This is a genomic window from Streptomyces sp. NPDC050636, from assembly GCF_040654775.1.
GTDB lineage: Bacteria > Actinomycetota > Actinomycetes > Streptomycetales > Streptomycetaceae > Streptomyces.
On the sequence record NZ_JBFAIP010000068.1, the window covers coordinates 1 to 20,267 of the forward strand.

General features: G+C 71.5%; 17 protein-coding genes. 6 read left to right on the top strand and 11 right to left on the bottom strand.

Annotation, left to right across the window (positions count from 1 at the left end; all coding sequences use genetic code 11):
• Positions 1–129 precede the first annotated feature (129 nt).
• Entirely contained in the window at positions 130–1,416 is a 1,287-nt protein-coding gene (locus AB0I10_RS30785) for an LCP family protein (protein WP_363155953.1), read from the bottom strand.
• A gap of 283 nt (positions 1,417–1,699) precedes the next feature.
• On the opposite strand from AB0I10_RS30785, the gene AB0I10_RS30790 reads away from it, so the two are divergent.
• Positions 1,700–2,254, top strand: a complete 555-nt coding sequence (locus AB0I10_RS30790; RefSeq protein WP_363155954.1) for an acyl-CoA thioesterase — start codon at positions 1,700–1,702, stop codon at positions 2,252–2,254.
• Here the strand turns inward: AB0I10_RS30790 and AB0I10_RS30795 are convergent.
• Genes AB0I10_RS30795 through AB0I10_RS30805 form a run of 3 tightly spaced genes read right to left on the bottom strand, consistent with a single transcriptional unit; the run spans position 2,205 to position 4,654 of the window.
• Positions 2,205–2,786, bottom strand: a complete 582-nt coding sequence (locus AB0I10_RS30795) for a VanZ family protein (RefSeq protein WP_363155955.1) — start codon at positions 2,784–2,786, stop codon at positions 2,205–2,207. The two genes, AB0I10_RS30790 and AB0I10_RS30795, sit on opposite strands and share 50 nt — an antisense overlap.
• A gap of 57 nt (positions 2,787–2,843) precedes the next feature.
• Positions 2,844–3,290 carry a hypothetical protein gene (locus tag AB0I10_RS30800; protein ID WP_363155956.1) on the bottom strand — a complete coding sequence of 149 codons (447 nt, stop codon included), beginning with the start codon at positions 3,288–3,290 and terminating at the stop codon, positions 2,844–2,846.
• Positions 3,287–4,654, bottom strand: a complete 1,368-nt coding sequence (locus AB0I10_RS30805; protein ID WP_363155979.1) for an LCP family protein — start codon at positions 4,652–4,654, stop codon at positions 3,287–3,289. The genes AB0I10_RS30800 and AB0I10_RS30805 overlap by 4 nt, the downstream gene beginning before the upstream one ends.
• A 341-nt stretch (positions 4,655–4,995) precedes the next feature.
• On the opposite strand from AB0I10_RS30805, the gene AB0I10_RS30810 reads away from it, so the two are divergent.
• Positions 4,996–6,042 carry a glycosyltransferase family 2 protein gene (locus AB0I10_RS30810; protein ID WP_363155957.1) on the top strand — a complete coding sequence of 349 codons (1,047 nt, stop codon included), beginning with the start codon at positions 4,996–4,998 and terminating at the stop codon, positions 6,040–6,042.
• Between the two features lie 31 nt (positions 6,043–6,073).
• Here AB0I10_RS30810 and AB0I10_RS30815 read toward each other — a convergent pair whose 3' ends face one another.
• From AB0I10_RS30815 to AB0I10_RS30830, 4 genes are all read right to left on the bottom strand, one after another.
• On the bottom strand, positions 6,074–7,774 hold the full coding sequence (locus AB0I10_RS30815; RefSeq protein WP_363155958.1) for an LCP family protein: 1,701 nt from the start codon (positions 7,772–7,774) through the stop codon (positions 6,074–6,076).
• A gap of 101 nt (positions 7,775–7,875) precedes the next feature.
• Entirely contained in the window at positions 7,876–9,663 is a 1,788-nt protein-coding gene (locus tag AB0I10_RS30820; RefSeq protein WP_363155959.1) for an LCP family protein, read from the bottom strand.
• Positions 9,664–9,902: 239 nt separating this feature from the next.
• Entirely contained in the window at positions 9,903–11,102 is a 1,200-nt protein-coding gene (locus AB0I10_RS30825) for an LCP family protein (protein ID WP_363155960.1), read from the bottom strand.
• 252 nt (positions 11,103–11,354) lie between these two features.
• A complete protein-coding gene (locus AB0I10_RS30830; RefSeq protein ID WP_363155961.1) occupies positions 11,355–12,125 on the bottom strand; it encodes a TIGR03089 family protein in 771 nt (256 codons plus the stop codon).
• A 126-nt stretch (positions 12,126–12,251) separates the two neighbouring features.
• On the opposite strand from AB0I10_RS30830, the gene AB0I10_RS30835 reads away from it, so the two are divergent.
• The 3 genes from AB0I10_RS30835 to AB0I10_RS30845 all read left to right on the top strand — a co-directional run bounded on the left by AB0I10_RS30835 (position 12,252) and on the right by AB0I10_RS30845 (position 16,003).
• Positions 12,252–13,469: an N-acetylmuramoyl-L-alanine amidase gene (locus AB0I10_RS30835; protein WP_363155962.1), complete on the top strand. Its 1,218-nt coding sequence runs from the start codon at positions 12,252–12,254 to the stop codon at positions 13,467–13,469.
• 346 nt (positions 13,470–13,815) lie between these two features.
• Positions 13,816–14,898: an NDP-sugar synthase gene (locus AB0I10_RS30840; protein WP_363155963.1), complete on the top strand. Its 1,083-nt coding sequence runs from the start codon at positions 13,816–13,818 to the stop codon at positions 14,896–14,898.
• A gap of 199 nt (positions 14,899–15,097) precedes the next feature.
• Complete coding sequence (locus tag AB0I10_RS30845; RefSeq protein WP_363155964.1) at positions 15,098–16,003, top strand: DNA-3-methyladenine glycosylase 2 family protein; 906 nt, start codon at positions 15,098–15,100, stop codon at positions 16,001–16,003.
• A 110-nt stretch (positions 16,004–16,113) separates the two neighbouring features.
• Here the strand turns inward: AB0I10_RS30845 and AB0I10_RS30850 are convergent, their stop codons facing one another.
• The 3 genes from AB0I10_RS30850 to AB0I10_RS30860 all read right to left on the bottom strand — a co-directional run bounded on the left by AB0I10_RS30850 (position 16,114) and on the right by AB0I10_RS30860 (position 19,088).
• Positions 16,114–17,445 (bottom strand): coenzyme F420-0:L-glutamate ligase, encoded by a 1,332-nt coding sequence (locus AB0I10_RS30850; protein WP_363155965.1) that lies wholly within the window; start codon positions 17,443–17,445, stop codon positions 16,114–16,116.
• Positions 17,446–17,518: 73 nt separating this feature from the next.
• Positions 17,519–18,475 carry a 2-phospho-L-lactate transferase gene (gene cofD / locus AB0I10_RS30855; protein ID WP_363155966.1) on the bottom strand — a complete coding sequence of 319 codons (957 nt, stop codon included), beginning with the start codon at positions 18,473–18,475 and terminating at the stop codon, positions 17,519–17,521.
• Positions 18,476–18,554: 79 nt separating this feature from the next.
• Positions 18,555–19,088 carry a cysteine dioxygenase family protein gene (locus AB0I10_RS30860; protein ID WP_363155967.1) on the bottom strand — a complete coding sequence of 178 codons (534 nt, stop codon included), beginning with the start codon at positions 19,086–19,088 and terminating at the stop codon, positions 18,555–18,557.
• A 694-nt stretch (positions 19,089–19,782) separates the two neighbouring features.
• Between AB0I10_RS30860 and AB0I10_RS30865 the strand changes: the two genes are divergently transcribed.
• Positions 19,783–20,046: a WhiB family transcriptional regulator gene (locus tag AB0I10_RS30865; protein ID WP_136744116.1), complete on the top strand. Its 264-nt coding sequence runs from the start codon at positions 19,783–19,785 to the stop codon at positions 20,044–20,046.
• Positions 20,047–20,267 lie beyond the last annotated feature (221 nt).

A 20,267-nucleotide genomic window follows, 5' to 3' on the forward strand; every position in this document is an offset into this window, starting at 1 on the left:
CGGGGTGGTGTTTGCGCCTCACCCGTCCGTTGTGTCCTTTGGGCTTTTGGGTTGTGGGGGCCCCCGCACCCCCGCCGGGTGCGGGGGCCCCTCTTGTGTCTCTTCTTGTGTCTCTCGGTCAGGCCGCCGTCAGTCGCCGGAGACCGTGACCTTCTCGTCGTTCTTCAGCTGGCCGACCAGCTGCTGGAGCTTGGCCTTGTCCCAGACGAGGTTGCCGCCGTTGCTGCCGGAGACCGGCATGTTCATGGACTTGCCCTCGCCGCCCGTGACGCCCTTCATCGCGAAGAACATCTGGCCCAGGTCCCACAGGCTCATGTCCTTGTCGGTGATGAGCGTGTCCAGGCCGGCGCCCATCGTCGGGTAGAGCTTGAAGGGGTTGAGGATGGTGCCGGGGGTCGCGGTCTGGCTCGCCAGGGCGGCCAGGAACTTCTGCTGGTTCTTGGTGCGCTCCAGGTCCTGCGTCGCGAAGGCGTGCCGGGTCCGGACGAAGGCGAGCGCCTGCTGACCGTCGAGCGTCTGCTTGCCGGCCTGGAAGTCGGCGCCGGAGTCCTTGTCCTTGAAGCCCTTGGGGATGTCCATCTCCACACCGCCGATGGCGTCCACGATGTTGGCGAAGCCGGCGAAGCCGATCTCGACGTAGTGGTCGATGTGCAGCTTGGTGTTGAACTCGACGGTGCGGACCAGCAGTTCCGGGCCGTCCTCCGCGTAGGCCGCGTTGAGCTTGGTGTGGCGGCCGGTGCCCGCGTACTTCTTGCCCGAGTCGGAGCCGACGAAGGACGGGATCTCCACGTCCGAGTCACGGGGCAGCGAGATCAGCGTCGGGCCGTTGCTGCCGTCGTGCAGGATCATCATCGAGTCGGTGCGCTTGCCCTCGGCGGAGCCGGTGTGCAGCTTCTTCTTGTCCTCGGCGGACATGCCCTCGCGGCTGTCGGAGCCGACGATCAGGTAGTTCGTGCCGTCGCCCGCCTCCGGCCGGTCGATGACCTTGCTCAGGTCCACCTCGCGGCGCACCTTGCCGTCCGCCCAGAAGTAGGTGGCCACCGAGGCGATGAGCAGGAGCGCGACCAGGGTCAGCACGGTCAGCTTGATGCGGCGGCCCCAGCGGGGACGCGGCCGGGAGCCGTAGCCGTCCCCGGGACCGTCGTAGCCGTCACCGCCGTGGCCGCGGCCACCGCCGTCACCGTAGACCTGGCCGGTGTTGTAGCCGCTGTCGTAGCTGTCGAAGTCGTCGTAGCCCTGGGACTGGGGCGGCACGGTGCCCCGGCGCGGGGACATCTGCGGGGGCAGCGGCGGCTCGCTGCGCGGGTAGCCGCCGGCGCTGCGGCGCACCTGCGGCATGGCGCGCGCAGCCTCCGGGTCGGCGCCGCTGCCGCGTCCGTACCGGTTGCCACTCTGGTCGCTGGGCCACTCATTCATACGGGGCAGTGTGCATGCCACGGGTGGTTGCTCGACAGGGCGGGTGCCGGATCGGGCCAGGGCTGTTGCAGAGCTGATGCAAAGCGACGGCGGCTTACCGCCGCATACCGCAAGGGGGCGTGACCATTGCGACGCGGGAGATGGAAGCATCCATTCCGGACGGTTCCCGGCGCGGGCCGGGAGACCTGTGTCACGGACGGGGAGACGCTCGGCTGCGGACGGGGAGAGGTACGTCACGGGCGGCACGGAGCGGCCCGTCCCGGCCCCCGCTTAGGCTGGCCGTATGACCGAACTCGTCACCAACCGCCCGGACGGCGAGCCGGCCGGCAAGCCGACCTCCGTCTCCCGCACGACGCTGTCGCACATCATGACCGCCGGCGACACCAATCTCCTCGGGACGGTGCACGGTGGCGTGATCATGAAACTGGTCGATGACGCGGCGGGCGCGGTGGCCGGGCGGCACTCCGGCGGGCCCGCGGTGACCGCGTCCATGGACGAGATGGCGTTCCTGGAGCCGGTGCGGGTCGGGGACCTGGTCCATGTGAAGGCCCAGGTGAACTGGACCGGCCGGTCCTCGATGGAGGTCGGCGTACGGGTCCTGGCCGAGCGCTGGAACGAATCCAGCCCGGCGCAGCAGGTCGGCTCGGCCTATCTCGTCTTCGCCGCCGTCGACGAGCACGGCAAGCCGCGCCGGGTACCGCCGGTGCTCCCCGAGACCGAGCGCGACCAGCGCCGCTACCAGGAGGCGCAGATCCGCCGTACGCACCGCCTCGCCCGCCGGCGCGCGATCATGGAGCTGCGCGAACGACGCGCTGCGGAAGGCCTCGACGACGCATAAGCACCACCGTCAGCTGCGCCATCGCGGCGAGCACCGCGCCGACGGCGGTACCGGCCGCCGCGCACAGCACATCGTCGATATCGGCGATCCGCCCGGCCCGCATCACCAGCTGCGCCGCCTCGATGGCCACACACAGGCCCACGCCCAGCAGGAACGCCGCGGCGGCCGGCCAGTCCGGCGCCGCGAAGCGCAGCAGCAGCGGCACCGGCAGGAACAGCGCGGCATTGGCGATCTGCTGCCGCACCAGCATCGCCAGCTCCTCGGGCTGCAACTGGGCGCCCGGGTCGAACAGCCCCTCACCGGGCAGCCACCACACCGTCGCGTCCCCGGATCCGATCGGCTGGCTGGGGGCGAGCGTCGCCACCAGCAGGAGCAGCAGCCAGCCGCCCAGCAGCGCCATGGCCGTGGTGCGCGGGGCGCCGCTGCCGGGGGCGAAGGCGGCCCACAGGGCGAGTGCCAGCGCCAGCGCCAGCGCGGTGCCGAGGAAGAGCGCCGCCGTGGTGGGAGTGATGCCCAGTACGACCTGCCACACGATGCGCCCCTTAAGGAGTCCGGGTTTTCGGCTGGGTGATCAGGCCGCAGAGGGAGATCATCCGCAGCTCCATTTCGTGACGAAGACCGTCTCGCCGTGCTCCATGACACCTCGGATGCATTCGTCCGGGAGCATCTGGACGCGGCCGCTGACGGCTACCGCACCGCGCTGCGTTCCCCGGCTGCCGAACCAGCCGGGGAACGCGGTGATCTTGGCGTTCTTGCGCTGGTAGCCCAGCCGTACGGTGATCTCGTCGCGGGCGCCGTCCCGCCGGTACGTCGCGGTGTACGTCCCCTCGGCGCCCACCGGGCCGCGCAGACAGAGCTGGCCGTGGACCAGCTCGCCGCAGCCGGTCGGGTCGGCGGGGGCCGGCGGCGCCGCGGCCGCGGTGGCCGCCACCAGGCACAGCGCCGCGACGGCGACCCCGGCCCGCCGTGCACGGCGGTGCGCGTCCGGGCGGTCCGCGGGCGGCCGGAGCCTCGTACGGGGCGAGGGGACGGTCATGGGCACACCGCCTGGTCACCGGTGATCGCCGAGAAGCCGGCCGACTCCTGTGGCGGCTGCTCCGCCCGTACCGGCTGCACCGCCTCGAAGTCCTGGCCGACCGTCACCCGCAGCACCGGGCCCTGCCCCACCACCGGGCGCAGCTCCGCGCCGGGCAGCGCGGCGGCCAGCGAGCGGGCCGAGCGGTCCCAGCGGGGGTCGTAGGCGATGACGGTGCGCGGGATGACGGCGGTGGTGACGGGGGCGCCGGTGGTGGCGAAGCCGGTGGCGCGCAGCTGGTTCGCGACCGTGGCGCCGAGTCCGGGCTCCGCCGTGCCGTTGTCGACATGCACCCGGACCCGGGCCGGTGGTACGTCCACGACCGTGGCCTGGGGCTTCTTCGCGGCGGGGCGCACCGCCAGCGCCTTGTCCAGGCGGATGGCATCGAAGAGCTGCCGCGACCGCACCGGATCCCAGCGCACGGTCGAGCCGACGCCCGGCACCGTGGTGTCCGTCCTGGTGAGTGGTACGGAGGTGAATTCCGAGGAGGACGGGGTGAAGCCGCGCATCGCCTGCCCGAGGTCGACCATGTCGTTGGCGTCGAAGCTCGCGTCGGCCCGTACGGACTCCAGCATCAGGTCGGCGACGTCCTTGAAGTGGATCGGGTTCATCAGCACTCCGGAGGAGGTGATCTTGTCGATGAGGGCGGCCAGGAAGCGCTGCTGGCGCTGCATCCGGCCGAGGTCGGCGGAGCCGTCGATATGGCGTGAGCGCACATACTGCAGCGCCTGTCCGCCGTTGAGCCTGGACTTGCCGACGGGCAGGTCCAGGCCCGTATAGCTGTCCTTCAGCGGCCGTACGGTGCAGATCTCCACCCCGCCGACCGCGTCCACGCTCCGCATGAAGCTGGTGAAGTCGACCTCCAGGTAGTGGTCGATGTGCACGCCCGTCATGTGTTCCACGGTCCGCACGGTGAGGTTGGGGCCGCCCTCCGCGTACGCCGCGTTCAGCTTGACGGGGTGCTTGGGGCGCGCTGTGCCGGTGGCGGCGTCCGTGTGGGCGGGGACCTCGGCGTACGAGTCGCGCGGCAGGCTGACGACGCTGGCGCGGCCCCGGTCGGCGGAGAGGTGCACCAGCATCAGGGTGTCGGTGCAGTGACAGGGCTCGCCGCCCAGGTGGTAGCGGTCTTTCTCCTCTTTGGACAGCTTGTCGCGGCCGTCCGTGCCGACGATGAGGAAGTTCAGGCCGCTGCCGCCCCCGGGCCGGTCGCTCATGCCCTTGAAGGCGTCCACCCGGCCGATGCCGCTCTCGACGCCGGTGAACAGGGCGTGCCCGACGCCGCTCGCCGCCAGCACGAGGAACGAGGCGGCCGCGTACGTCCGCAACCGCCAGTGCTTCCGCGGCGGGTACCGTCGCCCGGCCGGGCTGCGCGGCGCGGGGAGTGGGGAGCGGGACGGCGCGGTCACGGGGCTACACCTCCGCGGCGGGACGGATGCGATCGGCGGCCGGCGGCGCGGCGGGGGACGGGACGGGACGAAGCCGGCCAGCACACCGTAGTGCCATACGATCGGCTGCAAAGCGCCACACGCCGGGCGCCGGCCGCCCGGCCACCCGGCTGCCGTCCGCCCTTGTCCCCCGTTCGCGGTAACGTGAGCCGCGATATCGCAGTCTCCCGGCGAGCGCTGCCGCCGATGGCGGCCGCCGCGGGCCGTCCCCCCGAGGAACCATGCCCCAGCAGCAGCCCCCGGCCGTCTCCGTGATCATGCCGGTGCTCAATGAGGAACGTCACCTGCGCAATGCGGTCCGGCACATCCTGGAGCAGGAGTACGCCGGTGAGATGGAGGTGGTGATCGCCCTCGGCCCGTCCACGGACCGTACGGACGAGATCGCCGCCGAGCTCGTCGCCGAGACCGCATCGAGCCCCCGGGCCCGGGTGCAGACCGTGCCGAACCCGACCGGCCGCACCCCCGCCGCGCTGAACGCCGCGATCAAGGCGTCCCGGCACCCGATCGTGGTACGCGTCGACGGCCACGGCATGCTCTCGCCGAACTACATCGCCACCGCCGTACGCCTCCTGGAGGAGACCGGCGCGCAGAACGTCGGCGGCATCATGCACGCCGAGGGCGAGAACGCCTGGGAGGACGCGGTCGCCGCCGCGATGACGTCGAAGATCGGCGTGGGCAACGCGGCCTTCCACACCGGTGGTGAGGCGGGCCCCGCCGAGACCGTCTACCTGGGCGTGTTCCGGCGCGAGGCGCTGGAGCAGCAGGGCGGCTACAACGAGGAGTTCATCCGCGCCCAGGACTGGGAGCTGAACTTCCGGATCCGTGAGGCCGGCGGGCAGATCTGGTTCTCGCCGGAGCTGCGGGTGCAGTACCGGCCGCGGCCCAGCATCAAGGCGCTGGCCAAGCAGTACAAGGACTACGGCAAGTGGCGGCACGTCGTCGCGCGCTACCACTCCGGCTCGATCAACCTGCGCTATCTCGCGCCGCCGACCGCGGTGTGCGCGATCGCGGCGGGCGTGGTCGTCGGCGCGGCCCTCACACCGTGGGGCTTCGTCGTCCCGGCCGGCTATCTCGCGGCCATCGCGGCGGGTTCGGTACCGGCCGGCAAGGGACTGTCGCTGAAGGCGCGCGCCCAGATCCCGGTGGCGCTGGCGACCATGCACATGTCGTGGGGCGTGGGCTTCCTCACCAGCCCGCGCTCGCTCGCCAGGAAGGTCATCGCCAGCCGCCGGCCGGCGGTGACGGCGCCGGCGGCGGGGGCGGAGTAAGTCCGCCCCCGGGCGCGCTGCGGCCGAACCCCTAGAAGGTGTACTCCGGATTCACCTTCATGCACGCCTTCTTGTCCTCGCCGTTGAGCGCGCCCGCGCTCTCCGGGGCCTTGTCCGCGGCCTTGTCGTCACCCGTCCCCTTCGGGTACTCCGTCCCGGAGCGCCAGTCGTTGCCGACCACCAGCCGCAGCTCGGTGGCCGAACTGGACTCCCTGACCGCGCCCTTGGGCAGGCCGAGCGCCTTGGCGAGCGCGAGGGCGTCGCCCCGCTGCGCCTTGCCCTTGTAGGTGAGCGTGGTGTCGGCCTGCGTGGTGAGGCCGGAGTCGGTGCCGGCCGCCGTGTAGCCGAGGCCAGCCAGCTGCTGCTGGATGACGCTCGCCCGGCCCGAGACCGGTCCCGAGACGCTGCTGTTGGTGCCGTTCTGCACGACAACCTTCAGCTCGCTCTTGGGAGTTGACGGCTTGGGGTCGGGCGTCGGCTTCTTCTTGGCGTCCTTGCCGTCCAGCGCGACGTCGTTGCGCAGCAGCGCGAAGGTCTGCTCCGCCTCGCCGGGCTTGGGCATGACGTACTGCTCGCCGGGGCCGTACTGCCACGGCATGGTGACCATCGTGATGCGCTTCGTCGGCACCCGCTGGAGGTCGCTGCCCAGGTCGTAGAGCTTCGTGACGGTGTCGATCTCTTCGTCGACGGTCAGCGCCTTGGTCGCGGCCTCCGCCAGATCGTGCAGCTCTCCCGGGTTGGTGAGCTTGGCGTCCTCCTTCAGCTGGCGGACCATGGAATTCATGTACATGTGCTGGGCCTTGGCCCGGCCGATGTCGGTGTTGTCCTCGAAGCCGTAGCGGGTGCGCAGCCACTGGAGGGCCTGGACGCCCTTGACGGGGTGGGTGCCCTTCTCCAGCCGCAGCCCGCTGCCGTGGCCCTTGCGGTCGTGCGAGTAGACGTTCCGGTCGACGCACACCGGGACACCGCCGATGGCGTCCGCCATGTCCACCACGCCGGCGAAGTCGACCATCATGAAGTGGTCGATGTAGATGCCGGTCAGCTCCTGCCAGGTGGCGAGTGTGCAGCCCGGCCCGCCGTGCTGGAGCGACTGGTTGATGGCGGCGGTGGTCTGCGGATAGACCGTGCCGTCCTTGGGGTCGGTGCACTTGGGTATCGGCACGCGGGTGTCACGCGGGATGGAGATCACCGACATGTTGCTGCGGTCGGCGGAGACGTGCAGCAGCATCTGGACATCGGCCAGCGGCTTGCGGTCGGCGTCCTGCCGGGCGCCGCCGAGCTTGATGTTCTCCTTCTTGTCCCGGCCGTCGGAACCCAGCAGCAATATGTTGAGCGGGGTCTGCCCGAACGCGTTGGGGTCCGGCTTCTTCAGGCCGTTGCCGCCCAGGGATCTCGGCTCCTTGTGGAGGTTGGAGTTGAGGTGCTCGTAGTAGAGATAGCCGGCGCCCGCCCCGCAGACCAGCAGCAGGCCGACGCCCAGGGCCGTCCAGCGCAGCACCTTGCGGCCTTTGCCGCGGCGCGCCCGCCGCCCCCTGCGGCGGCCGCCCCCGTCGGACGGGCCGTCACCCGCGTCGGCCGGCACGGCGCCGACGGCGCCATCCGCGGGGGGCTCCCAGCCCGGCGCGTCCGGCGGCAGGCCGCCCTCTTCGTACAGGCTGTCGTCCCAGCCCAGTTCCTGCGCGCCCCCCTGGCGCCGACGTGACCTGTCACCACGCACACTGCTCTGCCGCATTCGGCCCTCTCCCCGTTGTCAGTTCTGTGGTGCCCTCGGCGCCCTGGCGGGCGGCCGGATCTCACTCTGTTCACTTGTGACGCAGATGTTCTTGTCTTTGTTCACTTGGCGCAGATGTTCTTGTCATCCGCGTTGACGTTCTGCACCCCGTCAGGCGTCTCGGTCGGTGCCTCGACCGGCGTGCCCGGCTCCTCGAAGTCCTTGCCGAGAATGAGCTTCATCGGTACACGGTCGCCGGCGTCCTGCGACGACTTCTTCAGCGCGCTCTTGGGCAGCCCCATCCACTCGGCGAGCGTGGCGGCCTGGTCGGCCTGGTTGGGTGCGTATTCGAGGCGGGTGGTGGCCACCTTCGAGGGGGCGTTGCCGGCGTTGGTGGACAGCCTGGCGGCCTTGGTGTTCTGCAGCCAGTCCACGGTCTCCTGCGCCGCGCCGATCGGCCCGCCGCCGTTGCTGACGTCGACCCGGACGAGCTCCGGCGGGGCCTTCTTGACCGGCGCGCCCTTCTTGCCCTTCTTCTTGCCCTTGGCCAGGGTGTGGTCCGCCTGCACCATCCGGAACAGCGGGTCCGCGCTGGCCTTGTTCAGTATGACGGTGGCCGGGTCCTCGGGGTTGTCCAGCACCGGCACCGTCGCGAAGGTGACCTTGTCGATGTCGACCTGCTTGAGGTCGGTACCGAAGTCCAGCAGCTTCTTCGCCGTGCCGATACCGGTGTCGACGGTGAGCGCCTTGGTCGCCGCCTGGCTGACGTCGTAGAGCTTGCCGGGGCTGGAGAACGCGTCGGACTTCAGCTTGCGGATCAGCGAGCTGAGGAACTGCTGCTGCATCTTGATCCGGTCCAGGTCGCTGCCGAACCCGATGGCGTGCCGGGTGCGGACGAAGGCCAGCGCCTGCTCACCCTTGACGACATGCCGGCCCGCCGACAGCTTCAGGTGCGACTTGGGGTCGTTGATGGGTTTGGCCGCACAGACCTCGACGCCGTCCACCGCTTCGGACAGATCCTTGACCGCGTTGAAGTCGGCCATCATGAAGTGCTTGATCTCCAGGCCGGTCAGCTTCTCGACGGTGCGCCAGGTGCAACCCGGGTCGCGGCCCGCCTGGCCGAGGCTGGTGTTGAAGCGGACCCCCTTTTCACCGGGGATCGTCTTCGTCGAGCCGTCCTTCTGCTTCGTCGGGCAGTTCGGGATGTCGGTGATCAGGTCGCGCGGGATGCTCAGCGCCGTCGCGTTCGACCGGTCCTTGGACACATGCATCAGGATCGTGGTGTCCGCGTGCCCGACGCTGCCGGCATCGCCGTAGCCCTGGTTGCCCTTACCGGAGCGGGCGTCCGTGCCGATGATGAGGAAATTGACCGGGCCGTCGGTGACCGGATCGTTCTCGACGCCGACGTCGACCTTGTCGATATTGCCGTTCAGCTGCTCGTACAGGTAGAACGCGCCCCCGGCGCCGACGACGAGGACGAACCCCAGCGCACCGGCCGTCCAGTACAGCGCCTTCTTCTTCCCGGACTTCTTCGGCTTGGGCTTGCGGCGGCTCGCCGGGCCCGCCGCGGACGCCATCGCCGTGCGGCCGGCGGCCCGTCGCTCGGCCCGGCCGCCGGTGGGCCGCTCGCCGGCGTCGGCCGCGGCGCCCTCGCGCCGGCGGCCGCGCTGGGTCGGCAGCGGGCGGGTGTCGGTGTCGCCGCCCCGGCCATCGGCGGTGCCGGCCGGGCGGCCCGTCCCCGGAGTTCCCTGGGCACGTCTGGAGCGGGGCGCCTTGCGGGGGGAGGGCCGGGCCGCCGCCTGACCGGCAGGGTCAAGCCGCAGCTCGTAATTCCCGGTGTTCGGATCGAACACCCACTGATCGGCGGGATCGACGTTGTCGCCCGCCCGCCCACGGCCTTGCGCGTCCACGGTGCCTTGAGTCCTCCGTCGGTGCCACGCGGCGCCATCCCCTCAAGGCGCTCGGTCGGTCGATTGTGCGCTACATGGTTAACACGGTCACAGGTAACGGTCGGCTGGTCGTGCAGACCGAGCGCTCACACTATCCGCCCAGTTCTGCGCCGAGCGACGGCCGTGACAAATTCCACTTGCCTACAACTGGGCAATCCGCCCAATTCATTCGAGTCGCCGCGTCCACCTTTGCATCGTCTTTATTCGCAGATCCCGCGTTGCGCGGTGGTTCCCGGAAACGTCGGATCGGAACTGCCGGCGGGCGGGCGTGATCCATCGGCTTTGCCGTCCGGAGAACGCGTGGTGACATCCCGGGCGTCCTCCACGGGCCCCACCTTCACCGGAAGATCCCTGCGCAGCTGCCCGAAGAGCTGCCCCGCGCCGGGCTGCACCAGCTCATCTCGACTGGCGTCGTAGCGGTACTCCGTGCGCGGCACGGTCAGGAACTGGATCCGTCCGGTGGGAATGCCGCGCGTGCTGCGGACCAATTCGTACAGGCCGGTGAGCGAAGCCAGATCCTCGTCCGTGGTGAGCGAACTCGTCGCGGCATCCAACAGCGGATACATCCGCGTGGGATTGAGGAGCACACCATTACTTTTCACTTTCTTCACGAGAGCGGCAAGGAACTCCTGTTGCCGTTCCATACGCTGGGTGTCGCTCCCGTTGCCGAGGCTCTTTCGGGCACGGACGTAGCCGAGAGCGGCCTCACCGTCCAGCGTCTGGCGTCCCGCGGGCAGCACGAGATGCGCCGCGTGGTCGTTGACGGGCTGCGGCAGGCACACCTCGACGCCGTCCACCGCGTCCACCATGTTCTTGAAGCCGACGAAGTCGATGATCAGGTGGTGGGTGATCCGGATGCCGGTCATCCGCTCGACGGTACGGATCGTGCACGCGGCGCCGGCGAACTGGAACGCCCAGTTGAACTGCACCGTCTGTGTGTCGACCTCCTTGCCGTCGGAGCGCTTGCAGTGCGGCACCTGCACCATCAGGTCGCGCGGGATGCTGACCGCGGTGGCGCTCTTCCGGTTCGCCGCCAGGTGCAGCAGGATCGTGGTGTCCGAGCGCTGGGTGCCGTTGTCCGCGCCGTACTCCCCGTTGCCGTCGCCGCGGGTGTCGGTGCCGATCATCAGGATGTTCTCGGCGTTCGGCGGGCCCGGGTCGGGCCGCTCGGCCTCGTACTTCTCCAGCTCGTTCTGGGTGTCGCTGTCGCTGCGGATATTGCCGCTGAGCTTGGTGAAGAGCACCCAGCCGATACCGGCCGCGAGCAGCACCAGCGCGGCGATGCCGAGTGCGCTCCAGCGCAGCCAGCCCCGGCGGGAGCGCAGCGCGCGCAGCGGGCCGGGACCGTCGGACCCCCGCCGTCCCGTAGGGCGCTCGGCCCAGCCGCCGAATCTGGTCACCTGTGCGTCCCTCCCTCACGGAATCGGCGGCGCGCCCGTACGCGGGGCCCGGGTACGTACAGGAGACATGCGGACCCGCCGCATGGTTGTACGCACTCAAGCGGTCGCACCCGCTCAAGGGCTGCGCGCACTCAAGCGGTTGCACATACCCAAGATCATGGACCGAAAAGGGCGGACCGGCCCGCCTCGACGGGGGTCCGGTCCGCCGGACGGGGGAGAGCGGGCCTGAGATGGGGGCACCCCCCATGCCGTTCAGGCTATGGGGGAGGGGCCCGGCGCCCTGAACGTGATCTTCTCGCTGGTCTCGCGGGCGGCCACCCCGTCCGCGTCCAACTGCTCCGGATGGCGGCACAGCACCACCGAGCCGCCCGTCGCCAGCGGTGCGTACCACCCGTACGACAGGCCCTGCCAGGTGTCGTACGACAGCCCCGACAGCACCCGCGGCGCCTCCGGCATCCCGGCCGCGGCGGCGTCCGCCACGGCGCGGGCCCCGATCCCGGCGCCGGTCAGCTCCGCACCGCCGACGACCAGCGCCGGCGCGCCCGGGTCCACCGGAGCGAACGGTACGAACCGGTCGCCCTGCCCCGGCACCTCGACGGCGTAGTCCGCGAAGCCCGCCACCGGCTGCGGGAAGCGGCCGCCCAGCGGGCGCAGCGCCAGCGCCACCCGCTCCCCGGAACAGGCGCGCGCCGCGTCGAGCGTGTCCGGGCCGCTGACGACGAGGTCCGCCGCGGCCGGATCGCCGCCGACGTCCGCGAGCACGCCGACCGACGAGCAGGCCAGCAGCCAGACGGCGGTCTGCCAGTGGGCGGGCAGCAGCAGCGCGAGCCGGTCGCCGGGCTCGGCGGCCAGATCGCCCTGGAGATAGTTGGCGGTCTTCGCCACCCAATTGGCGAAGGTGGCGACGGACAGTTCCACGCGCTCACCGGTGGCGTCGTCGTAGAAGGTCACCAGCGGGCGGGCCGGGTCCGCGGCGAGCGCGGAACGCAGCAGGTCGGCGGGGGTGCGATCGGTGGCGTTCATCGCGGCCAGAGTACGCGCGGCGGCGGCCGGCGACCGGGCGGCCCCGGGAGGCGGGCCACCGGTTCGGCCGATGCCCCGTCAGATCACCGATGGCGGGTTCCGTCCGGCCGTCCCACGATGCTGTCCATGCGCCCCTTCCTTGTGACGTGCCTCGGCGTCGCGTGCACCGCCGCGCTCGCCGCCGCCCTCGCACCGTCGGCGGGTGCGAGCGCCGGCGCACGGCCCTCGGCCAAGACGCCGGCCGCGGCGGCCCAACTGCCGGGCAGTACCCAGTCCCTGCCGGTGGCGGCCCCCGCCACCCGGGGCCTGCCGGCGCGGCACGTACGGCCGTTCTCCCTCGTCGGTGTCGTCTGGGACGACGCCCACGCCGAGCTGCACGGCCGCGTCCAGGTCCGCACCCGGCCCACCGGAACCGCGGCCTGGTCCCCGTGGCAGGACGTACAGGCGCACCACGACGACGCTCCCGACCTGGACGCCGCGGAACGCCACGGCACGGGCGTACGGGGCAGCACCGCCCCGCTGTGGGTCGGCGAATCCGACGCCGTCCAACTGCGGATCACCCCCGAGTCCGGCCGCCGCTCCCGGGGCGACCTGCCACGCGGACTGCGGCTGGAACTCGTCGACCCCGGCACCGAAGCGGCGACCCCGAGGGGCGCCGCCGAGCTCCCGGCGCTCGGCAAGGCCGCATCCGAGGCGTCCGTCCCGGCCAAGGACGGCGAGCGCACCGCCGCCCACCCGTACATCGGGCCGCGCCCACGGATCGTCACCCGGGCCGGCTGGGGCGCCGACGAAGACCTCCGCCGGGGGGACCACCGCTACACCGACACCGTGCGGGCCGCGTTCGTCCACCACAGCGCCTCCGGCAACAACTACACCTGCGCACAAGCCCCTTCGGTGATCCGCGCCATCTACCGCTACGACATCACGAGCAGCCGCTGGCGGGACATGGGCTACAACTTCCTCGTCGACAAGTGCGGAACGGTCTACGAAGGCCGCGCGGGCGGCGTCACCGAGCCGGTCCTGGGCGCGCACACCCTCGGCTTCAACGAGAACAGCATGGGCGTCGCCGTCCTCGGCACCTTCACCGAGACCGAGCCGCCCAGGGCCGCCGTGCGCGCCGTCGGCCGGCTGACGGCCTGGAAGCTCGGGCTGTACGGCGTCGATCCCCGCGGGACCAGCCGCCTGTTGTCGGGCGGCGGCAATCGCTTCGAGCAGGGCAGCGAGGTCGAACTGAACGTCATCTCCGGCCACCGGGACGGATTCAAGACAAAGTGCCCAGGCGACCGCCTCTACGAAAAGCTCGGCCACACCCGCGATTTCGCGGCCTGGCTGCAGGGCCGCTGACCCGCTCCGGGCCGGCCGCGGGGGGTGTCGGCCGCCCTTCGCAGGGATCACCACACCGATCACTGAACCTTTCCCGCGTCTCATACGTCCTACCGGCCACGATTCCTCCTTCATCGCCTCAGAGGCACGGGAGGCATCTCCCCACCCGCCCGTCCGCGGTGCCGGGACGCGTACCGCCGGGTAGGGACCGGGAGACCGTCTGCCTACACTGGTCCGCCGACCGGCCGACCCCAGCAGGAAGCAGAGACGACAACGTGAGCGTCGCACGCGCAGCCGCCGGGCCGCAGTCGGCGACGAGAGCCGCACCGCTGCGCTGCGCGGGCGGAGAAGCGAACAGAAGGACACAGTGACAGAAGCGATCCTCCTGGTCGGCGGCAAGGGCACCAGGCTGCGCCCGCTGACGGTGCACACGCCCAAGCCGATGGTCCCGGCGGCCGGCGTGCCGTTCCTCACCCACCAGCTGGCGCGCGCCCGTGCCGCGGGCATCGAGCACATCGTTCTCGCCACCTCCTACCTCGCCGAGGTCTTCGAGCCGTACTTCGGCGACGGTTCGGCGCTCGGGCTGCACCTGGAGTACGTCACCGAGGAAGAGCCGCTGGGCACCGGCGGCGCCATCCGCAACGTCGCCTCGCGGCTGCACTCCGCCCCCGGCGACCCGGTCCTGATCTTCAACGGCGACATCCTCACCGGCCTGGACATCCCGGCCCTCGTCGGCACCCACCGCACCACCGGCGCCGATGTCTCCCTGCACCTCACCCGGGTCGACGACCCGCGCGCCTTCGGCCTGGTGCCCACCGACGGCACCGGCCGGGTCACCGCCTTCCTGGAGAAGCCGCAGACCCCCGAGGAGATCGTCACCGACCAGGTCAACGCGGGCGCCTATGTCTTCAACCGGTCGGTCATCGACACCATCCCGGCCGGCCGCCCGGTCTCCGTCGAGCGGGAGACCTTCCCCGGGCTGCTGGCCGACGGCGCCCACCTCCAGGGCATGGTCGACTCCACCTACTGGCTCGACCTCGGCACCCCGCAGGCCTTCGTCCGCGGCTCCGCCGACCTGGTCCTGGGCCGCGCCCCGTCCCCGGCGGTGCCCGGTCGCCGCGGCGACCGGCTGGTCCTGGAGACCGCCGAGGTCGCCGCGGACGCCAAGCTCACCGGCGGTACGGTCGTCGGCCGCGGCGCGGTCATCGGCGCCGGCGCGCGGATCGACGGCAGCGCCGTCCTCGACGACGCGGTGATCGAACCGGGCGCGCAGATCCATGACTCGCTGATCGGCGCCGGGGCGCACATCGGAGCCCGTACGGTCCTGCACGGCGCGGTCATCGGCGACGGCGCGCGGATCGGCGCCGACAACGAGCTGCGCGACGGCATCCGCATCTGGTGCGGCGCCGGCATCCCGGACGGGGCGGTGCGGTTCTCGTCTGACGAGTAGGCATACCGACCGGGCATACCGACCGGGAATGCCGCCTGGGAACGCCGACCTGAAGCGCTGCCCGGGAACGCCGACCGGGAATGCCGCCCCGAACCCCCGCGTTGTGGCCCCGCAGGGGGCGCTTGCATCCCCTACGGGATGTGTTCGCCCACCCCCTACGGCCCGGCCCGTTGTCACCCCCGTCGCCTAACCTGGCCCCATGCCCGCCCGCACCTGGGTTCCGCCCGGCCCCTACGACCTGCACCGCACCCTGAGCGTGCTGCAGCGCGGCCCCGGCGACCCCGCCTTCGCGGTGCGCGGTGACGCGCTCTGGCGGGCCTGCCGCACCCCCGAGGGCCCCGGCACCCTGTGCGTCGTGGCCCGCCCGGCCGACGGCAGCATCGAAGCCGAGGCCTGGGGCCCCGGCGCCGACTGGCTGCTGGAGCGGCTGCCCGGCCTGCTGGGGGAGTCCGACGACCCGGCGGCGCTGACCGCCCGGCACCGCATCGTGCACGAGGCGCGCCGCCGCCACCCCGGCGTCCGGCTCGCCAGGACCGGCCTGGTCCTGGAGTCGCTGATCCCCTCGATCCTGGAGCAGAAGGTCACCAGCGACGAGGCCTACCGCGCCTGGCGGCTGCTGCTGCAACGGCACGGCGAGCCCGCCCCCGGGCCGTGGGCGCGGATGCGGGTGATGCCGGACGCCCGCGGCTGGGCGCTGATCCCGTCCTGGGAGTGGCACCGCGCGGGCGTCGACGCCAAACGCTCCTCCGCGATCCTGCGCGCCGTACGCGTCGCCCACCGTATGGAAGAGGCCGCGCGGATGGACCTCGCGGACGCCACCCGGCGGCTGACGGCCATCCCGGGCATCGGCCCGTGGACCGCCGCCGAGACCCTGCAGCGCACCCTCGGCGCACCGGACGCGATCACCGTCGGCGATCTGCACCTGCCGAAGATCATCGGGTATGCCCTCACCGGCCGCCGCGGCACCACCGACGAGCAGATGCTCGAACTGCTCGCCCCCTACGAGGGCCAGCGGCACCGCGCGGCCCGGCTGATCCTGCTCTTCGGACGCACCCCGCCGCGCCGCGCACCCCGCTTCCCGGTCGGCGACATCGCCCGGCTGTGAGACCTCCGGACGTCCGGCGGATCACCGCACCTGTGGGCAGCGCACCAGGTTTCCGTGCACCAGGTCTCCGTGCACTGCGTTCAGCGCACCCGGGCTCAACACACCCGGGTTCAGCGCACCACGATGAAGTCCGCGCCGTCCCGGTCCGGCCGTTCCCGCGGCGGCGCCGCCGGGTGCCCCACGGCCACCGCGCCCATCGGCTCCCACTCCGCGGGCAGCCCCAGGACGTCGCGTACGACCTCCCGGCAGAACATCGTCGAGGACACCCACGCCGAGCCCAGCCGCTCACCGGCCAGCGCGACCAGGAAGTTCTGGATCCCCGCCCCGTTGGCGACCACGAACATCTCCCGCTCGGCGGCATTGCGCCGCGCGTCCGGGTAGGTGTGCGAGCCGTCCATGACCAGGCACGGCACCGCCAGATACGGCGCCCGGCGCAGCACATCGCCGCGCCGTACCCGCTTGGCGATGGACTCCTCGCTGAAGCCGTCGCCGCGCAGATCGGCGATCCAGGCGTCCCGCATCGCGTCCAGCAGCCGCGTGCGCGACTCCTCGGACTCCAGCAGCACGAACCGCCACGGCGTGGTGTGGTGCGGGGCCGGCGCGGTCACCGCCGCGGCCACCGCCCGGCGCACCGCGCCGCCGTCCACCGGCTGGTCCGTGAACTCCCGGACCGTGCGCCGCAGCGTCACCGCTTGCCGTACCGCCTCCGAGGTCCCCAGCCGGAACATGTCCTCCGCCGCGTTGCGTACCATCGCCCGCGCCCCGGCACCGTCGCCCGCGTCCTCGACGACGTGGGGGAGCCCGCGCAGCACCGCGACCGGCAGCCCGTCGGCCTTGCCCTTCACCAGGTCACCGGCGGCGGCCAGCTCGTCGGCGGTGGCCACCACCGTGGCGCTGAGCGGATTGCCGTACGCGTCCACACCGCCGCGCAGGTCGTCCAGCACCCGCACCCCGGCCGCCCCGATGGCGACATCGGTGAGCCCGGCGCGCCACGGCCGCCCGAAGGTGTCGCTGATGACGACGCCGACATCGACGCCGAGTGCCTCGCGGATGCCCGCCCGGATGGCGCGGGCCGACGCGTCCGGGTCCTCCGGCAGCAACAGCACCGTTCCCGAAGGGGTGTTGGAGGCATCGACGCCGGCCGCGGCCATCACCAGGCCCTGCCGGTTCTCCACGATCCGCAGCGCACCGCGGCGCGCCACGACACGTACCGTCTCCTGGTCGATCGCCGCCTCGCGGTCGGCGGCCTCGACCACCCGGCCCTCCGCCTTGCTGACGATCTTCGAGGTCACCAACAGGACGTCGCCGCCGGCGAGCCCGGGCAGCCCGTCGCCGGCCGCCGCCGCGGCGATCAGCTTGACGAGATCGTCACCGGGCCGCACCTCGGGCATCCCCGGCAGCGCCCACACCCGGTACGAGGGCACCTCGGCACCTCCGCTCACGCCGAAACCTCGCTCCGCTCGGCCCCGCACTCGCGAGGCGCGCACCTTCCCATGGCTCGCTCACTGCGCTCGCTCACGCGCGTACCTCCTCGGCCAGCGCCAGCGCCTCGCGCACCATCGCGGCGGTGGCGTCCACATCCGTCATCATCAGCGGTACGGCGCGGCAGCGGATACCGGCCGCCTCGACCTCCGGCACGGCGGCCGCGTCGACGGAGTCGACCAGCCAGCCGTCCAGCAGCCCGGAACCGTAGTGCTGTGCCACCGCGGCGGCCGTGGCCTCGACGCCGACCGCCGCCAGCACCTTGTCGGCCATCCCGCGTACCGGGGCATTCCCGACGATCGGCGACAGGCCGACCACCGGCACCCCGGCGTCCGCGATCGCTTCGCGGATGCCCGGCACCGCCAGGATCGTGCCGATGCTCACCACGGGGTTGGACGGCGGGAAGAGCACCACATCCGCCTCGGCGATGGCCTCCAGCACGCCGGGGGCGGGCTTGGCCTGGTCGGCGCCGACCGGGACCACGGCGTGCGCGGGCACCGAGGCGCGCAGCCGCACCCAGTACTCCTGGAAGTGGATCGCTTTGCGCTCGCCGTCTTCGTCGACGGCCACATGGGTCTCGATCCGGTCGTCGGACATCGGCAGCAGCCGTACGCCGGGCTTCCAGCGCGCGCACAGCGCCTCGGTGACGGCGCTCAGCGGATAGCCGGCGCCCAGCATCTGGGTCCGCACGATATGCGTCGCGAAGTCCCGGTCGCCGAGCCCGAACCACTCGGGGCCGACGCCGTAGGCGGCCAACTCCTCCTTCACCCGGAAGGTTTCGCCGGTACGGCCCCAGCCCTGCTCCTCGTTGATGCCGCCGCCGAGCGTGTACATCACGGTGTCGAGATCGGGACACACCTTCAGCCCGAACAGATGGATGTCGTCACCGGTGTTGCCGATCACGGTGATGTCCGCGTCCGGAGTCGCTGCCTTCAGTCCCCGCAGAAAGCGGGCGCCGCCGATACCGCCGGCCAGAACCACAATTCGCATGGCAGACAGTCTGTCAGCCGAAGGCTGATTCCTTGAGGGGTGGTGGTCGGGCGAGGGGTGGGCCTGGCGGGGGCCGCCGTCAGGGGGCGGCGAGCTCCTCGGCCGACGTTGCGTACTGGCCGTTGTACATCGGCATTTCGGTCAGTCCGGGGAAGTAGATGTGCAGGCTGACGGCGGGCGTCAGGGCGTCGTTGACGACCTCGTGGACGTAGCCGGGGGCGAAGACCCTCCCCCACTCTCGGCTTCGCTCGCGCGGGGGGACCCCCATGGCGCCGTAGGCCCGCAGTGTCCGGGGCCCGGCGGCGGTGTGTTCGGTCAACTCGCCTTCCAGGACGGTCAGTACGCCGGAGGAGAGCCCGTGGTCGTGGCGGCCGGTGCCCTGGCCGGGCACCCAGCTGAGCAGCCACACCTCGTAGCCGGGGCCGGTGCGCAGCCGGTGGTACCAGCGGGTGGTGGCGTCGTACCGGACGAGGGGGGCCCAGGAGTCGCGGTCCGCGGCGATCCGGCGCGCCAGGCCTGCGAAGCCGGCGACGGTGGCCGGGTGGGCGGGAACGGGCGGCAGCAGGTGGGGAATGGCGAGCGGGTCGCCGGCGATCTGGACGTCGCTGTTCATGTGCTTCGGGTTCCTCGGCGAAAGTGCTGGGGTGACGCGAACAGAGTGCGGCACGGCGCGGGCTTGTCCCTGTAGGGGGCGCGGCGCGGGAGTCGCGGAGCAGGGGTGCTGCGGGGTGGTGCGAGCGAAAAAGCTGGAGCTCGGTGGCTTCAACAGCTGGAACAGCGACAGCGGGACTGCGCAGCGCAAAGCGACCCGTAGGCACGGGTCAGTCGGGGCGCGGGAGTCACTGGCATGGGTCCAAGGAGACCGGGTTCACCGCGCGATGTCAACTTGGTGTCGCTTATGCGGCACATCATTCACCTCATCCGGTTGCTGCATCCGGCGAAAGGTTTGTGCAGTCGTTGGTAGGGAGAAGTCGCCCCTCAGCCGCGCTTCCCGACGCCGTTGCGGTCCTGTGATCCCTCTGTGATCTTCCCCGCTTCGGTGCGTGGGGTGCAACGCGAACGCTGTCCGATCGCGTCTCAGGCAGTGAGAAGGGAGCGCCGGATGGTGCGCTCGCGGATGTGTCCTGTTTTTGGATGATTTGAACACTTTCCGCATACGCTTGGTTCCGCAGAGTGAATAAGAGGCCCAATAGCAGATCTCGGCTTGACTGGCCCGGATCAGCACACTTGTAATTTCACTCGTGTCGTTCAGCCGTTTTCGATCACGGCGAGATCACGGGGACGTAAAAGACAGACGAGGGGCGCACATGACCGAGCTGTTCCAGGAATTGCTGGTCGAGGAGGCGGAGGAGGAGCTCGGCTGGCAGGAGCGCGCGTTGTGCGCGCAGACCGACCCCGAGTCCTTCTTCCCGGAGAAGGGTGGCTCCACCCGCGAGGCCAAGAAGGTCTGCCTCGCCTGCGAAGTCCGCTCCGAGTGCCTCGAATACGCCCTCGCCAACGACGAGCGCTTCGGTATCTGGGGCGGTTTGTCCGAACGCGAGCGGCGCCGGCTGAAGAAGGCCGCCGTCTGAAGATGACACGGCAGCCCGCCCGACCGGCGGCGCAAGGCCCCGCGGGCCACACCGCCGCACCGCCCCAACTCGCGATATCTCACATATCTCCCCATAGCGAACACTCCGCCTCCAGCGCCCCGTCCGCCGGAGGCGGTCTGCTGTGTGCGCAGCAGGTCGGTGCACCGGCGCGAACCATTAGTGTGGGGCCCCGTCCGAGATGCGCCAACGCCCCCACGGGC

Coding starts and splice junctions, on each gene's coding strand:
- AB0I10_RS30785 (WP_363155953.1), bottom strand. CDS start 1,416: ATGAATGAGTGGCCCAGCGACCAGAGTGGCAACCGGTACGGACGCGGC.
- AB0I10_RS30790 (WP_363155954.1), top strand. CDS start 1,700: ATGACCGAACTCGTCACCAACCGCCCGGACGGCGAGCCGGCCGGCAAG.
- AB0I10_RS30800 (WP_363155956.1), bottom strand. CDS start 3,290: ATGACCGTCCCCTCGCCCCGTACGAGGCTCCGGCCGCCCGCGGACCGC.
- AB0I10_RS30810 (WP_363155957.1), top strand. CDS start 4,996: ATGCCCCAGCAGCAGCCCCCGGCCGTCTCCGTGATCATGCCGGTGCTC.
- AB0I10_RS30815 (WP_363155958.1), bottom strand. CDS start 7,774: ATGCGGCAGAGCAGTGTGCGTGGTGACAGGTCACGTCGGCGCCAGGGG.
- AB0I10_RS30830 (WP_363155961.1), bottom strand. CDS start 12,125: ATGAACGCCACCGATCGCACCCCCGCCGACCTGCTGCGTTCCGCGCTC.
- AB0I10_RS30835 (WP_363155962.1), top strand. CDS start 12,252: ATGCGCCCCTTCCTTGTGACGTGCCTCGGCGTCGCGTGCACCGCCGCG.
- AB0I10_RS30845 (WP_363155964.1), top strand. CDS start 15,098: ATGCCCGCCCGCACCTGGGTTCCGCCCGGCCCCTACGACCTGCACCGC.
- cofD (WP_363155966.1), bottom strand. CDS start 18,475: ATGCGAATTGTGGTTCTGGCCGGCGGTATCGGCGGCGCCCGCTTTCTG.
- AB0I10_RS30860 (WP_363155967.1), bottom strand. CDS start 19,088: ATGAACAGCGACGTCCAGATCGCCGGCGACCCGCTCGCCATTCCCCAC.
- AB0I10_RS30865 (WP_136744116.1), top strand. CDS start 19,783: ATGACCGAGCTGTTCCAGGAATTGCTGGTCGAGGAGGCGGAGGAGGAG.